At 47.8% G+C, this 15098-nt stretch carries 9 protein-coding genes; 1 reads left to right on the plus strand and 8 read right to left on the minus strand.

What is annotated here, in order from left to right; genetic code table 11:
• Positions 1–80: 80 nt before the first annotated feature.
• Complete coding sequence (locus tag MKY14_RS13545; RefSeq protein WP_076128935.1) at positions 81–2402, minus strand: glycoside hydrolase family 95 protein; 2322 nt, start codon at positions 2400–2402, stop codon at positions 81–83.
• Positions 2403–2616: 214 nt separating this feature from the next.
• Here MKY14_RS13545 and MKY14_RS13550 point away from each other — a divergent pair, with 214 nt between their 5' ends.
• Positions 2617–3486, plus strand: coding sequence for a helix-turn-helix domain-containing protein (locus MKY14_RS13550; protein ID WP_076128933.1), 870 nt, complete (start codon positions 2617–2619; stop codon positions 3484–3486).
• A 55-nt stretch (positions 3487–3541) separates the two neighbouring features.
• Here the strand turns inward: MKY14_RS13550 and MKY14_RS13555 are convergent, their stop codons facing one another.
• From MKY14_RS13555 to MKY14_RS13585, 7 genes are all read right to left on the minus strand, one after another.
• On the minus strand, positions 3542–5596 hold the full coding sequence (locus MKY14_RS13555; protein WP_076308191.1) for an alpha-galactosidase: 2055 nt from the start codon (positions 5594–5596) through the stop codon (positions 3542–3544).
• A 249-nt stretch (positions 5597–5845) separates the two neighbouring features.
• Complete coding sequence (locus MKY14_RS13560) at positions 5846–8230, minus strand: glycoside hydrolase family 95 protein (protein ID WP_076308192.1); 2385 nt, start codon at positions 8228–8230, stop codon at positions 5846–5848.
• Positions 8231–8241: 11 nt separating this feature from the next.
• Complete coding sequence (locus MKY14_RS13565; RefSeq protein ID WP_143765002.1) at positions 8242–9957, minus strand: right-handed parallel beta-helix repeat-containing protein; 1716 nt, start codon at positions 9955–9957, stop codon at positions 8242–8244.
• Positions 9958–10023: 66 nt separating this feature from the next.
• Complete coding sequence (locus MKY14_RS13570) at positions 10024–11157, minus strand: SGNH/GDSL hydrolase family protein (RefSeq protein ID WP_076191797.1); 1134 nt, start codon at positions 11155–11157, stop codon at positions 10024–10026.
• Between the two features lie 96 nt (positions 11158–11253).
• Positions 11254–12879: an extracellular solute-binding protein gene (locus MKY14_RS13575; RefSeq protein ID WP_076308240.1), complete on the minus strand. Its 1626-nt coding sequence runs from the start codon at positions 12877–12879 to the stop codon at positions 11254–11256.
• A 136-nt stretch (positions 12880–13015) separates the two neighbouring features.
• Positions 13016–13918 carry a carbohydrate ABC transporter permease gene (locus tag MKY14_RS13580; RefSeq protein WP_036683268.1) on the minus strand — a complete coding sequence of 301 codons (903 nt, stop codon included), beginning with the start codon at positions 13916–13918 and terminating at the stop codon, positions 13016–13018.
• 15 nt (positions 13919–13933) lie between these two features.
• Positions 13934–14788, minus strand: coding sequence for an ABC transporter permease (locus tag MKY14_RS13585; RefSeq protein WP_038574727.1), 855 nt, complete (start codon positions 14786–14788; stop codon positions 13934–13936).
• Positions 14789–15098 lie beyond the last annotated feature (310 nt).

Genomic DNA, 15098 nt, shown 5'->3' on the forward strand with positions numbered 1-15098 from the left:
GACCAGATAGCCCTTCGATACCTACTCATCATTATTCGGACGCATAATGAAAACGGAGGCTCATCGCCCCCGCCGAATCATTATAACAGCTCCAATTGGCTGTTGAAATAGTAGCTTCCTCCTGTTTCTGCTTGGAAGGTAGTTCTCTGATCTCCCCATCGAAGGGTCACCGTTCCCGGTGCGTAGGTGCGAAGCGTAGCTTCCGTCAACTGCCCCTTCTCCCAAACTACGTCTACCTCTACCTTTCCTTTGGCTCGTAATCCAGACACCGATCCTGTATTCCAGGCTTGCGGAAGCGCTGGCAACAGATGAATTTCATCCGCGTGGCTTTGCAGCAGCATCTCTGCAATGGTAGCCGTCCCGCCAAAGTTGCCATCCACGACAAAGATATTGCACTCTGCCCCACCAATCCCTGATTTGGAGAAACTGAACAGATTATCGAAGCACAGTCCGCTAATTAAATGAGAGATATGCTTATACGCCTTCTCCCCGTCATATAGTCTGGCAAAACTAAGACCGAATAAGGCGGCGGTGAACTCTACATCCTCCAGTTCTTCCTGAGCCATCCGGTTCTCCAGCGTTACCCTTGCTGCCGCGCTTAACTCCGGTGTTCTGTCCGGTGTAATCTGGTTGCTTGGATACAAAGCGAACAAATGAGCCAAGTGTCGATGCTCAGGTTGCGCTTCTTCATAATCTTCAAGCCACTCCTGCAGCTGACCTCTTTTACCAATCTGTAGCGGGGGTAACTTAGCCATAGCTTCCTTTAGCTTCAGCTGAAGCTCCAAATCTGTATCGAGCAACACCGCAGACTTCAGGCAGAACTCGAAAAGATCTTGCACGAGCACTTGATCCATGGTCGAGCCCATAGACAGCTGCTGTGCACCCTCGCTGCTATCTGCGGGATAGAAGCTGTTCTCTGGCGAGTTAGAAGGACCCGTCACCAGCCAGCCATATTTCGGATGAATCGTCATATAGTCGAGGAAGAATTCTGCGGCTTCTTTTAGCACAGGATATGCCTGGCGCTCTAGAAATACACGATCCTGACTATATTCATAATGCTCCATCAGATGGGTTGCAATCCATAATCCGCCTGTGACATTGAGCCCCCATGAGGTTTCCCAGCCCGGAGCTGTAAACCCCCAGACGTTAGAGAATACATGCGCTACCCATCCTTTGCTGCCATATAAATCGCGTGCAGTTGATTTTCCCGCCTGAGATAAATCTTCAATATATCGCATCAATGGAAGGTGGCTGTCTGCAAGGTTCACGACTTCTGTCGGATAATAATTCATCTGTGTATTAATATCGAGATGATAGTCGCAGCTCCAGCCCATACGGCAAGCCTCACCGTCATTCCAGATTCCCTGCAAGTGCAGTGGAAGAGGTGAATCTTCTCGTGATCCGGCAATGGTTAGGTAGCGGCCATACTGGAGGAACAATGCGAACAACTGAGGGTCCTCAGCCTGATCCTGTGCCAGTAACCTAATCCGCTGATCGGTAGGCAGACCTTCTTTCCCGGAGCTACCCAATTGAATATCCACCTTTGCATAATCCTGACGGTAATCTTGAATATGATCTTCTTTTAACTGTGCATAACCTTTGGTTAATGCCTGCCTTAGGTTGCTGTAGCTCTCCGTCTCCCAATCCTGATTGCTCCGGCGATAATCGGTACTGACCCCAAAATAAATCCGGGCCTCATTAGCTCCGGAAACTCTTAATCGGCCATCCCCCCTGTAGATCGTACCGCCGGATAGACTTATTTTGAGCTGCCCTTTTGCCCATACCCCGCATTTACCATTACTGTGCACCTTTTCTGTAGCTTGCCCCTTGAATTCAATAGTGTCGCCATCCACAACCTCAGTCGTAAACGATTCTGTCCCACCTTCGATGGCAATCGTAAAGGATACACCTCCAGGCCTATCGCTCCAAATTCTTGAAACTACCAGATCATCGGCATGTGAAGCGAAGACCTCTCGACGGATTGTTGTTTCGCCGCTCTCATAGACCGCCCCAGACACTGCACTTGTCAATTCCAGCTCCCGCCGAAACACACCGCCTGATTTAACATCCGCATCCTGGGCAAAATCAATAACCACCTCGCATAATCCCAGGTTCGTACCGAAATTTTGTTTTTTAGGCTGTAAATACTGTTTGGCTAAACGATCACCGCTGTCATAATCGCCGGCAAAAAAGTGACTTCGCATCTCTTCCAGCGCAGTTCTACCTCCGGCAGGAGCAGGGTCGGGATCCGTTTGCCCAGACCAATAGGTCACCTCGCTCATGCTCCACACCTCACGATGCGGCGCCGCCATTACAACAGCACCTATTCTTCCGTTACCCAACGGCAACCCTTGCGACCAGCTTGTTGCAGGGGTTGAATACCACAATTTAAAATCGCTCATTTGATCGTCTCCTGTCTGTAATAGACCTTCAAAAGTTGTTGTTAATTAATCCGCTTTCTCTGTTATTAACATTGTATATTTATCGCATTTATCGTAACATCATCAGTACTACTAGTCTTTGTTGACTCGTTCATTCATTTGACAATTTATCCGTAATCCCAAACATTTAACTACAGGCCAAAATTAAGAAATGCTGCTAGCAAAGGGGTATAGTATGAACAAACTATCTGAAATCACACCGTATGTTGGAGCAATCATGCCTTATCTGTACGACGGAAGCAGCAATGAGCATCTGCGCGTCGGCAATGCCTACGCCTTTCATCTGTTTACCGATGGCCCCGGTGAGATGGAAATCGACGGAGTTCGTTATCCGATTGAGCGTAGAACACTGGTGTTTCTGCGCCCCGGCCAGCCACATGCCTTTCATATTTCCCCTTCTCATCCACTCTCGTCCTACAATGTCTATTTTGATTTGTGGGACAAGCAGTCGCCTATGTCTACTAATCTTTCTTTTATCCATGCGCCTGAACCCTTTAGGCTTGAGAAAAAGGCCACCGAAGTCCCCTGTGCCGAGCTGAAAGAATTGCCCTGCGTTTTCCCGCTAGCTAAATATCCACAGCTATACGATAGTCTTGTGATGATTGCCAAAATATACAATGAAGCGATATTCTACCGGAATGAAGCGGTTCATAGCTTGTTATACGGTTGGATATTAAGCTGGTATAATGCCCTCCATCAGCATCAGCCAAGCGATTATCGGATTGTGCGCCTGTTGGAGTATTTGAACACTCATCCCGAACGTGGTAAATCTATCGAAGACTGGGCACAGCTCTGCGGACTCAAGCGAACCTATTTTCATGAGCTGTTTCTGCGAGAAACCGGAATGACGCCGCGCGCTTATCATCATAATCTCGTTATGCGGCGGGCGGCAGGTCTGCTTCTGGAGAGCGAGCTAAGTGTTACTGCCATTGCTGAGAAATTAGGCTATCCTTCGATCCATCCCTTTTCCAGACATTTCAGTGCCTGCTACGGCATAAATCCCACACAATACCGCCTTAATCCGCAAAGCCGAAAACAAATATAGGTTGTAAAAAAGAATACGCGCTATCCGCAAGAAGCAGAGGGCGCGTATTCTTTTGTTATTTTGCCGTCAATTTGAAGATTTTAGATTCTGCGGGTTCAAGCGTAACTTCCAGCTTTCCTGAGGTTTCCCCTTCTACACCTTCCCATAGGTCCAGCAGCTGGTAAGCAGCTTGAGCATTCAGCCCTGCCCGTTCTAATGAGAGGGATTTAGGAGCAGATTTCGTGACATCGTAATTGAAGACAGCTATATAAAAGGCATTTTCTTCTGAAGATTCGAGCACAAAAGTATCACAGGATTGCTTGCCGAGGTCCCCTTCTATCGGTCTGAAGGTTTTGCCAAGACGAGCAACATCCATAATTTCCTTATTGCTCAGCCAAGCTTTAGCCCGGGCGGCGGCTTCCTCTTTTCGGAAGTCATCCCCTAGCAGCAGCACCGTTCCCGCGATCACCGAAGCAGTTAGCCGGCTGCGACCTTCATGCCAGCCCGTGGCTTCCTGGTTATGGCTTTTGTACAGTACGGAATGGTCGGGATCATTGTAACGGTACAATGAATCGCTCATCCACCAGCCATGGGTCAAAGAGTTGAGCATATATTCTGTATCCTGCAGCGTGCCAAAAACATCACAAGAGACACGCCGGCTATGTGCAAATGCATAAGGGAACAACGGTGCGATGGACAGATTAATAAAGAACGGTCGACCAATTACCTCTGGAGACAGCTTGTTCTGCAAGTAGGACATACCATAGTGATACGCCGCAATGCCCGTCGTAATCTCCGGATTGTGATGCTGCCCTTCCAGTGCGCCATGTGCCAGGAAATCCAGCTTGATATACTCGAATCCTTCCGAGATGAATTTATTTGTATACCAATCTATTCTTTGCAGGTTCCCCGGATGTGTGGGGTCAATAGCTAGCCCTCCATCAACATCCGGCAGAATCTCTCCTTCGCTGTCCCGAAGCAGGATATCGCCATAGGTGTATTTACCGTTCGTACCTTCCACGACATCTCCAAACTGAGTAGGACTTCCCCAGAAAGCGAAAGGGGTCCAGTAAGTTCCCGGTCTATGACCATTCTTCCGCACTAGCTCAAGTGCATTTTTCATTTCTTCTGCTGTGAAATTATCCCAAAAAGCGTCAAAGTTGATGTACAGCGTATCCTCATTCTGGAATCCTAACGGCTGCACTTCTTTTTTCAAAAACTCACTGGTCGACGTATACAAATCATAATCCAGATCAGCCATTGCAGCAGACCAGCTATTCCAGCCAACAGGAACGCCACCCTCCCAAGCCAGTGGAGCTTCAATCCATGTATTGGCCCGGCCGTAAGCTTCAAGACCTTCTCTGTAATCATCATAAAAACCTACGAATACGAGCGGTGACTCCACTCTTTTGCCTTTTACATAACCGTGCGGCTGAAAGTCACGGGTTAATTCACTCACAGCCCCACCGTAAAGATCCAGCTCCTCGATCTGGCCGCATCGCTCGCTTTTGATACGAATACCCGTTTTCCACACCTTGTGAGTTATGGAACCCATGATAATTCCTCGCCGGCTATCCGGTGCGAACACTGCCGTTACCTCGTAGCTCTCTGTATCCATAGGTGGCTTCACCACTGTATATCTGACCCATTTATCGTTGTCGTAAGGCACACGCAGGATGCTTGGTTCATCCGGTTGACCTGACTCGCCGCCGAGGGATACCGATTTGCTCTGAATGACCGCCATGCGGTTCGCTTTGATATCCTCATCGCTTGCGATCACACTTTGCATCAACACATATGAGGAGGACTCATAAATATAAAAATGCTGCTCCAGCTGAGGCAGCAGGGATGTTTCATGCACAATCACTAGATGAACACCTTTACCAAAACCTTCACGAACAACCTCTTCCTGCAACTTCAGCACGTGGCTCTGATAGTGTTCAGTATTATATTCCCGGCCCTGCCAGCGAAAGGCGCTGCGAATCCCCTTTACATGTGCAGAAGTCCCGCCGACAACGGATGACTCACCCGTTCCGAGATCAATCTCCAGATTCACCAGGCCATTGGTTACACGGATAAGAGACGTTGTGTCTGTATTCACGTTTACGGTTGTATTACTGTCAGTTAGCATAATTTGCCTCCTTGTTGCTGCATTTTGGACCTTGAAGGCCGCAGTCTCAGTAGCTGTATCCCCCAAGTATGACCTCATTATAAAGAGCGGATAAAGCGTTTTCTATACAACAATCTTCCGATCCATACCGCGATCTAACACATCCTACCTAAACTCTGCTGGCCCTGAAGCTTCATGCTGAAAATGCAAAAAACAGCAGCAGGACCAAACGTTCAGGTCCTACTGCTGTTCATACGCTTATAAAACGGATTATTGCTGATCACCAATGATAAGCTTGTAGGATTGTCCCGCGGTTGTAGCGAAACTTACCCTTCCTTCGGCGGAACGTTCACACTGTATATCCTGACTGCCACAGGTTACCTTAAGTGGGGTATCCATGCGGATCACACATTCTGTGCCCAGCAGGGAAGTGATCTGCGCTTCCACTAGCTTGCCGTTGTCCCACTGAATGCTGACTTCAAAGCCACCGCGGGCACGTACACCTGCAACGCTTCCCTCCTGCCATTCATTCGGCAATGCAGGCAGTAGTTCGAGATAGCCGCGGTGAGATTGTAGCAGCATTTCGGCAATCCCGGCGGAGGCTGCAAAGTTGCCATCAATCTGGAACGGCGGATGTGCACCGAGCAGATTGGCATAAACTCCGCCGTGATTATATTGCTCCGACTCCCCGTCCTTCACCAGCCGCAACATGTTGGAGAGCAGACGCAAGGAACGGTTTCCATCCCGGAAGCGGCTCCATAAAGCGACTCTCCAGCCCAGACTCCAGCCTGTGCTTTCATCCCCGCGCCGCTCCAGCGAGGTTCTTGCCGCAGCAAATAGCTCAGGGGTCTCTTCTTCTGACAACTGGCGGCCCGGATAAATTCCAACCAGATGCGAGGTATGTCTGTGGTACATGTCCTCATCCTCAAAATCAGAGAACCATTCCTGCAGTTGCCCGTACTTGCCAACCTGCAGTGGCAATAGACGCTCACGGGTACTTTTCAGCTCTTCACGCAAAGCTTCATCCGTTCCAAGAATCACTGATGCCTCGATACAGTTCGTGAACAACTCCCAGATCAGTGATATATCCATTGTGGCACCCGGGCTGACCGCAGCCACACCCTCCGCTGTCCGGAATTTATGCTCTGGTGAAGTGGACGGGGAGGTCACAAGATTACCCTTGCCGTCGTCAATCAGCCAATCCAATGCGAACAGAGCCGCCTCCTTCATGACAGGATAAGCCGAAGTCCGCAAGTATTCAGTATCTCCGCCAAAAGCAAAATGTTCCCAAAGATGCTGGGTCAGCCAGATGCCGCCCATTGGCCAATAGGCCCAGCTTGGATCTCCATCACCATAATCACCTACCGGTGCAGTGTGTGCCCAAAGATCCGAGTTATGATGAGCTACCCAGCCCCGGGTGCCATAGTTGGTCCGAGCGGTATCCGCCCCTCTCTTCGCCAGATTGCCGACGAAATCCAAAAGTGGCTCATGACATTCTGCCAGATTGCAAATCTCAGCGGGCCAATAGTTCATTTCTGTATTGATATTCAGTGTATAGTTACTGCTCCAAGGCGGACGAGTAGAGGCATTCCATATTCCCTGAAGATTGGCGGCCTGCGTTCCGGGACGCGAGCTTGCGATCAGCAAATAACGTCCGAAATGAAACAGCAGCTCAACTAGACCCGGATCTTGCGCGGAGTAAGTCGTAATCCGCTGCTCGGTTGACATTCCTTCCGGTGCCAGCGGCTTGCCCAGCCGAAGCTTCACCCGATCGAAAAGTGCCCGGTAATCAGTGATATGCGCTTGAAGCAGGCTGGTGTAAGACTTGCCTTGAGCACTTGCCAAGAAGGAAGCTGCAATGGTGGAGGCATCTTTTCCTTCAATTCCCGGGATTAGGTCATACCCGTTAAAACCTGTAGCCGCACTGAAATAAAAGGTTGCCGCTGTCGCACCCAGCAAATGAATCCCATTGCCATCAACCGTTACTTGGCCGTCATCCGCCGTCACGGAGAGTTGTCCTTCGAAAGCCATTCCCTTGCTGCTGCCTAATTCACCGTATTGGATGGGATTGTCGCTCCCGAAATAGCTTGGATCTACATGCTCCGGTGCCGTTCCCGATAGAACAAAGCTGTCACCTTGCGGATAAAGGTTGTGCCGGAGTGGACTTTCCAGCGTGGCATGCACATTCAATGCGCCTGGCACACTTGCGGTCAAACGAAGTACAAGCAACTGATCAGGATGAGAAGCGAACATCTCACGGGTATAAGTAACATTGCCAATCTGATATTCAATGCGATGCAGCGCATTTTCCACATCCAATGTACGCTGATAAGAATGATAGACGTTGCCATGCTCAAAACGAAGCAATAGATCACCAAAAGGTAAATAAGATTGAGTATACGGCCCCATCATTTCTCTGGTCAGCGTGTCCGCCTCAACATAACGGCCTTCTTGAATCAGCTGTCGCACCTTTGGCAGAACGTTCTTAGCACCGGGATTGTTCCCCTCTTTTGGGTATCCTGACCAAAGCGTATCCTCGTTTAGACTAATTTTCTCCTGTTCCACACCACCGAAGATCATACCGCCCAGACGTCCATTCCCAATTGGAAGTCCTTCCGTCCATACATTTGCTGGCTTGTCATATTGAAGTTTCATACGCGCTCTCCTCACCATCTGTCATTTAATAAATTATCAGTAATTTCAACCTCACTGCAGGCATTTAATTCAATCGCATCATCAAGATTCGAAAGACTCGCCTCACCACTGCCTGCCAGAATTCCATTGCACTTAAAGACCAGTCCGCAGGTGCTCTTGGCACTAAGGGCCAACACATCAATACTTTCAAACTTGTTATTCGTGATGACAATTCTCTGGTGAACGGGAGCACGTTTATCTATCTCCACATTCTCCGGCGAAATAAAGATAACCGGATGCTTTTGACTTCCACATTCCAGAAAATGATTGCCGCTGATGATCACATCCTCCACCTTGCCGGATTCATACCAGGACTCAGCATCCACTGCAATCAGAATGGCATTCATATGCATCCGTTCAAAAATGTTACCCTTAATTTCCACTTTGCGCCGGGTTGTCACAAGAATACCGCGGGTGGGTACTCTCGCGAAGTGATTATTAGTGACTTCAACCTCTGGAGTCCAGGTAACATTCTCTATAACATCATGGCTGCCTATATCATCAGGAGCCGGATGAGCCAACGTCAACAAAAGCTCGCGTGGATTTAGCCGCTTCACTTCGACCACTTCATTAGCCGCATAAGTGGTCAATGAACCGGAGCGAACAAATTCAATTTCGTCCCCCGGATAGAAAGCCATAAATCCGTAGGTCTGATGATGCATGAACCGGACCTTTACTACATTCGCCGATGGCTGCTCTACGATCCGCAGATAAGTACCATGGACATTAACGGGATCGTCATGTGAACCGGAAAAATTACTATCGGCAATGATCACCTTTCCCCGGCAGCTAGACATGTGAATAAAGTCCGCAAAGCCTGTGACCGTTCGTCCCGTTTCCGGACGCGGTGAGAGATCCATACGGCGGAAGCTGAGATTCTCGCTGAACTGGCCAACGATGCCAAGTCCATGCAGAAAATGTAGCCCAATATCGCTCAAGGTGATGTTCGAGCTTTCCGTAATGAATACGCCCACCTGATCACGGATGCCGTCACGGCTTTGTAGAACATGCCCCGGAATAACCTCAGGCTGAAAATTAAAATGCAGACGGAGCTTCATCGGCTCCAGTTCCTCGACAGTGTCTGCCTGCTCCAGCCAGTTATCCATCCGCCAAGTCGTATTGCGCTGCGGATCATAAGTCTGCATTGGGCCTTCAGAAAAGCTCCAGCCCTCACCGTTCCAGACCAACTTATCCTCCCTAATCTCATAACGTGAATCGGGATGTACTTGGACATCGAACGAATGGTCACCGCTTTCGGTAATCGTCATCTCCGTCACAGTTGGCCGGGCATAGTCGGTATGTAAATTACGGATCTCCACATTCTTGCAGCCATCCAGCAGGAGCATCGTTTGCTTGCCGTGAAAAATAAATAATGAACCATTCCCTTCCAGCGTTAAATTATATTGTCCCTTCAGCAAAATACCGATGGTCTTAGTGACATCCCTGTTCTCTTCTTCACTGGCAGTATTTGAGATAAAATAAGGTTTGCGGATAGCCTCGTCCGGATAGAAATGATAGCAGCCCTTCGGGCAATCCAGTAGTACTGGACCGGGAATTTCAGCGACAGCCTGTATAGCCCGAACCATGGCTGGCTGCGCGTCTAAACCAGAATCCGGCAGCACTCCATAATCCGTTAGGCGGATTACAGCAGGAGTAGTTAAGGCGTTATTCTCAGCAGAAGTAATCATCGGCACCGCCTTTCTTTTTTTGTAAACGCTTAATATTTGGCAGTATAATCTCTCCGCTTAAAATAATCAATTGTGCAGCAGTTTCAGAATACGCAGACTGGTGCCTTTACTCTGTTCATCCTTCAGCCCCGTAATGCGTACTGAAACATGCAATTCTTGACGTTGTTCCTGGATCGGAAACATGGCGATAATAGGCCGAAAGGCAAGCGGACACCATTCATCGAATAAGTTCACAGCTTTATAAGAACTGCCATTTAGCGAATATTCAAAAATCCCGCTATCCGGTCCGTAGAGCAGCATCAAGCCTGCGCTTTGCCCGGTCACTGTAAAAGAAAAAACAGCCTCCTTGCTATGGGTATACAGATGCTCTGTTCCAAAACGCCAGTTCATCAGCGGATCTCCTGCAGCCAGTTCGCGAAGTTCGTAACCGTTCACAAGATCAGCCGCACGGAAATCAAGCAGGCTGCCGTATTCATAATTTTGCTCCGCCAAAGGTGGAATATCTAAAGAGCTTTCGCTACTCAAATTCGTCTTGTTAGGAACAAGCGCTGTCTCCAGATACTCTCGCAAAAAAGAGGCATACAGCGCATGACCTTCATCATTGGGATGATATCCATCCGGTGCCAGCTTAGTCCACTCCATTTGTTCCGCCTCTAGCTGCGCATAGACTCTAGCTGCAAAATTAACAGAGGGAAGCTTATAATGTTCAGCTACTTCTTCATGGACAGCAATATTAAAGGGATTGCTCCCGGAGAGATTCTTCTCTGCTGCTGTATACAAAAAGCAAATATCAGTGCCCGGTGACAACCGCCTGCATTGGCGGACAATGCCCTCCATCCCTCTAATGGATTCTTCCCGGTCATTGCCGTCATTGACGCTAAATTCAACGAATAACAAATCAATTGTGCCCTGCTGCAGGACATGCTCCTGTAATCGATGAGCACCTAAAGTTGAGTTCGTCCCCCCCACTCCCGCGTTGATGAAGCGGAACTCCTGATCCGCAAACCGCTCCTGAAGATACTTACCGGTGAGTGCTCTCCAGCTATATGTGTCTGCTTCGGAAGCACCTGCCCCCTCCGTAATTGAGCCGCCTAAAAAGGCAACGGTTACAGTCCCTTTTTCCGTAAGCCTGCCGTTAATTTGAGGTAGTCCACGGCGCGGAACTACAAATGAATGATTGCAATGATTCTCGTCTGTCATAACTCAACCTCCATCCACAAAAACCCATATTTTCCCCTGAAATCAAGAAATCAGGTGCGGGGTCTATCATACAGCACCTGATTCTGATTTCAATATTTATTTTTTTGAAGTATCATAAGCCTTTTGTAAAATTTCGAGATAACGGTCAAGCTTCAAGTTCTGCAATCCCTTTACATAAGCGTCCCAGTCCTTGTTCAGATCCTTGTTGCCTGTGATGAATTGCAGCTCATTTTGTTCGATGTAATTTTTCAAATTTGTCTGCAGCAAGCTGGCTTCATCAATCTCACTTGGATCAATCCAGATCGACCAGATGGGGAATAACTCTTTAGGCTCATGACCTTCGTATAGCAGAGTCGCATCATACAGTCTACGTTCATAACCATCAGAAGCAAAGATGTCGGTACCTTGAACGTAAGTATCACGGTATTCTTTAGGCTCATAGAAGTGAGCCATACCACTCCAGCCTGCATTACGTGGTGCTGCGCCTTCTTCACCTGGAATTAGTTTGATCATCGGTTTAACATCTTTCCCCAACGCCACATCGCCTTCAACCGGATCTGTCCAATCGGTTCCCTTCAGGCCAGCTGCGCCATTCGTTTGGCCTTCTGGTGTAAACATATAATCCACCATCTTGATCAGTGTAATTTGTGCTTCTTCACTTGCTTTGTTTGTGATCACGAATTTTGCACCCGGGACTACGCCGCCTCCATCATGAGTCGCATAGGAAATTCCTTGAGGTCCCGAAATCGGAGGCAGCGGGTTGTAATGTGCTGAACGGGTATTCCCCGGGTCGATGTTTACGAAGATCGCTGGGTGCATACCTGCACCTGCGCCTAGAATTTCTGCATCAGCATTTTCACCGATTTTCTTAAAAGCTTCCGCGTTTTGTGTAAAGGCACCCGGATCAATCAACCCTTCGTCAAACAGGGATTTAATATAGGTCAATCCTTCTTTCCACTCCGGAGTAATGGCAGCAGATTGCACCTTTCCATCCTTCATGTTCAGGTAATTACGATCATCATCATAAACAAATGCGTTCATCAAGAAAGGTACGATCCGTACGCCGAACTCCTCGATGGAACCGCTTAGCGGCACTTCATCGGCTTTGCCATTGCCGTTCGGGTCTTGCGTTTTAAAGGCTTTCAGTACATTTTTGAAATCCTCAGTGGTCTTCGGCATCTCCAAGTTAAGCTTTTTCATCCACTCAGAATTCAGCCACATTTTGCTAGGATAGGAACAGTGGAAACATTCTGTATAAGCTACAAGTCCGTAAATGTTGCCATCAGGTGCAGTATTAAGCGTTCTTAGGTCAGAGTTCTTTTCCATGGCTGCTTTAATATTTGGAGCATATTTATCAATCAGATCATTTAGAGGAATGAGTACACCTTGCTTGCCGTATTTCAGTAGATCGGCCTGTGAGAATTGATCAATATAGTGAGTAAGCAGGTAAGCATCCGGATAGTCACCACTCGCCAGTGAGATCTGGCGTTTTTCCTGAGCACCATCCGATGGGTTGATCTGCCAGTTGAATTTGAAATTAAATTTCTCTTCTACATGTTTTGTGAATTTATTGGTCGGAAGGTCGATGCCGGATTCCTGAACTGAGAACACGCTGATCTCAACCGGCTTGCCAGACGAACCCGAACCAGAACCCTGCTGCGTGCTGGATGCGTTATCTGTATTTTTATTTGCACATCCGCTAATTACAACCGTAAATGCCATGACCAGAATTAGTAAAGTAATCAAGCTTTGCTTCTTCAAATATTATCACTCCCTTTTGTAATTTAGCAGGTGATACGATGATACCTTAAGTGTGTACTCCGGGCATACCTCCTTTCCAAAAAAGAGACTCCTAAGATCAACCCTTGACGGAACCAACAAGCATCCCCTGTACAAAATAACGCTGTACGAAAGGATAGATAACAAGTACCGGCAAGGTGGCAATCACAATTAAGGAATACTTCAGCAGCTCGGAAAGCTGTTGTTTCTCGACCAGTTTCCCCACGTCCATGGCCCCACCAGCGCTGTTGTTCTGAATGATGATGCTTCGCAGGACAAGCTGTAAGGGGAACAAATCTGCTGATTTCAGATATATCAGCGCATCGAAATAGGCATTCCATTGACCTACCGCGTACATAAGCACCAACACTGCGAGAATCGGTTTGGATAACGGGAGTACCACGCTCCAGATGAATCTCATATCACTACAGCCGTCGATTTCACTAGCTTCCAAAAGCTCCTCCGGAATCGAGGATTGAAAGAAGGAGCGGGCAATAATGACCTGCCAGACCCAAATGGCGTTCGGAATCAGCAGCGCCCAGCGAGTGTCGATCAGATGCATCTCCTTCACTACCAAATAGGTGGGAATTAGCCCCCCACTGAAGATCATGGTGAAGGTAATGATCATCATCAGTGTATTTCGTCCGAAAAAACCTTTTCGAGACAGCGGGTAAGCGATCATGACCGTTAAAGTTATACTAATCAGCGTTCCCGCTGCGGTGTAGAAAATTGAGTTTCCATAACCAGTGATAATCTCAGGCGTATTCAGCAATACTTTGAAACCTTTGAAGGATATATCTACAGGCCAGAGCCAGACACGACCAGAGGTCACGGCTGCCGGACTACTGATTGAGCTGCTGATGATAAAAATAAGCGGATAAAGTACAGCGATTACCACAAGAGTAAGCACGATATAGATTGTGATCAGGAACGCTTTGTCGCCGACGGATTCTTTAATCTTTTTTTGAACTGCTGCTGCCATAGATGAGCTCCTTTCCTACCAGATGCTGTTCTTAGTGATTCTTTTCGCCAGACCGTTTACTGTAAATAAGAGAACCAAGTTGATGATGGAGTTGAACAGGCCCACCGCAGTTGCAAAGCTGTAATTGGCATTCAACAGGCCGACCCGGTAGACATAGGTGGCAATGATCTCAGAATTAACGAGGTTAAGCGGGTTCTGTAGCAGGTAGACTTTTTCAAAGCCAATCGCCATTACATTCCCTACATTCAGAATCAAAATGATAACGATGGTTGGCACAATCCCTGGCAAATCGACGTGGCGGATTTTTTGAAACCGCGAGGCTCCATCAACTTTGGCAGCTTCATAAAGTGTTGGGTCTATCCCTGCAAGCGCTGCCAAATATACGACTGCACTGTAGCCCGCTGTCTGCCAAATATCAGACCACACATAAATCGAACGGAACATGCCGGGTTCACCTAGGAAGTTAATAGAATCCAGTCCGAAGAAGTTGAGTGCAATGTTGGCAAAACCGAGCCGAGGGGCCAGAAAGAGCATAACGATTGACACCATGACAACCGTCGAGATGAAATAAGGGGCAAACGATACAAGCTGAACGAATTTCTTAAACCTTCCTCCCCGTACCTCATTAATCATGAGCGCAAGAATAATCGGGATTGGAAAACCCGCCAGCAGCTGATAGCCACTAAGCATAATAGTATTCTTGAGCAGTGTCCAAAACTGCGGATTCTCAAAGAAGAGCTGAAAGTTTTTAAATCCGACCCATGGACTTCCCCATATCCCTTTTATGACGTTATAGTCCTTAAAGGCTAGGACAGTGTTCAGCATCGGATAATACTTGAAGATGATAAAAAACAGCAAAGGCGGAATCACAAGCAGATGTAACTGCCAGTGCTTTTTTATGCTTTTGCGAGCATTTTGTAAGAATACGGGGCCTTTGCTTTTCGGCAACGACTTGCGATGTAGTACTAATTCTTTCTCCAGAACAATTCCCCCTAAGCAGATGTCTGTGATTTGTGATAGCGCTTTCTACGGATTGATCATAGATGACTTTTATCTCCAAAAGAAAGGTACACTTGGGTGCTTCAGCGTACAAATCGCCCTATCTGAGGAGCACAAAATAGCAGTAGAACGGCCATTTTTCCGAATTGCAGGGTTGAAATCAGAAAAAGACTGCATCATC

This window comes from Paenibacillus sp. FSL R5-0887, from assembly GCF_038002305.1.
In the GTDB taxonomy this organism is placed as follows: domain Bacteria; phylum Bacillota; class Bacilli; order Paenibacillales; family Paenibacillaceae; genus Paenibacillus_AQ; species Paenibacillus_AQ odorifer.

Bases quoted from the DNA above. Each gene is read 5' to 3' on its own strand.
- MKY14_RS13560 (WP_076308192.1), bottom strand. From the start codon at position 8,230: ATGAAACTTCAATATGACAAGCCAGCAAATGTATGGACGGAAGGACTT.
- MKY14_RS13545 (WP_076128935.1), bottom strand. From the start codon at position 2,402: ATGAGCGATTTTAAATTGTGGTATTCAACCCCTGCAACAAGCTGGTCG.
- MKY14_RS13565 (WP_143765002.1), bottom strand. From the start codon at position 9,957: ATGATTACTTCTGCTGAGAATAACGCCTTAACTACTCCTGCTGTAATC.
- MKY14_RS13555 (WP_076308191.1), bottom strand. From the start codon at position 5,596: ATGCTAACTGACAGTAATACAACCGTAAACGTGAATACAGACACAACG.
- MKY14_RS13580 (WP_036683268.1), bottom strand. From the start codon at position 13,918: ATGGCAGCAGCAGTTCAAAAAAAGATTAAAGAATCCGTCGGCGACAAA.
- MKY14_RS13575 (WP_076308240.1), bottom strand. From the start codon at position 12,879: ATGGCATTTACGGTTGTAATTAGCGGATGTGCAAATAAAAATACAGAT.
- MKY14_RS13550 (WP_076128933.1), top strand. From the start codon at position 2,617: ATGAACAAACTATCTGAAATCACACCGTATGTTGGAGCAATCATGCCT.
- MKY14_RS13570 (WP_076191797.1), bottom strand. From the start codon at position 11,157: ATGACAGACGAGAATCATTGCAATCATTCATTTGTAGTTCCGCGCCGT.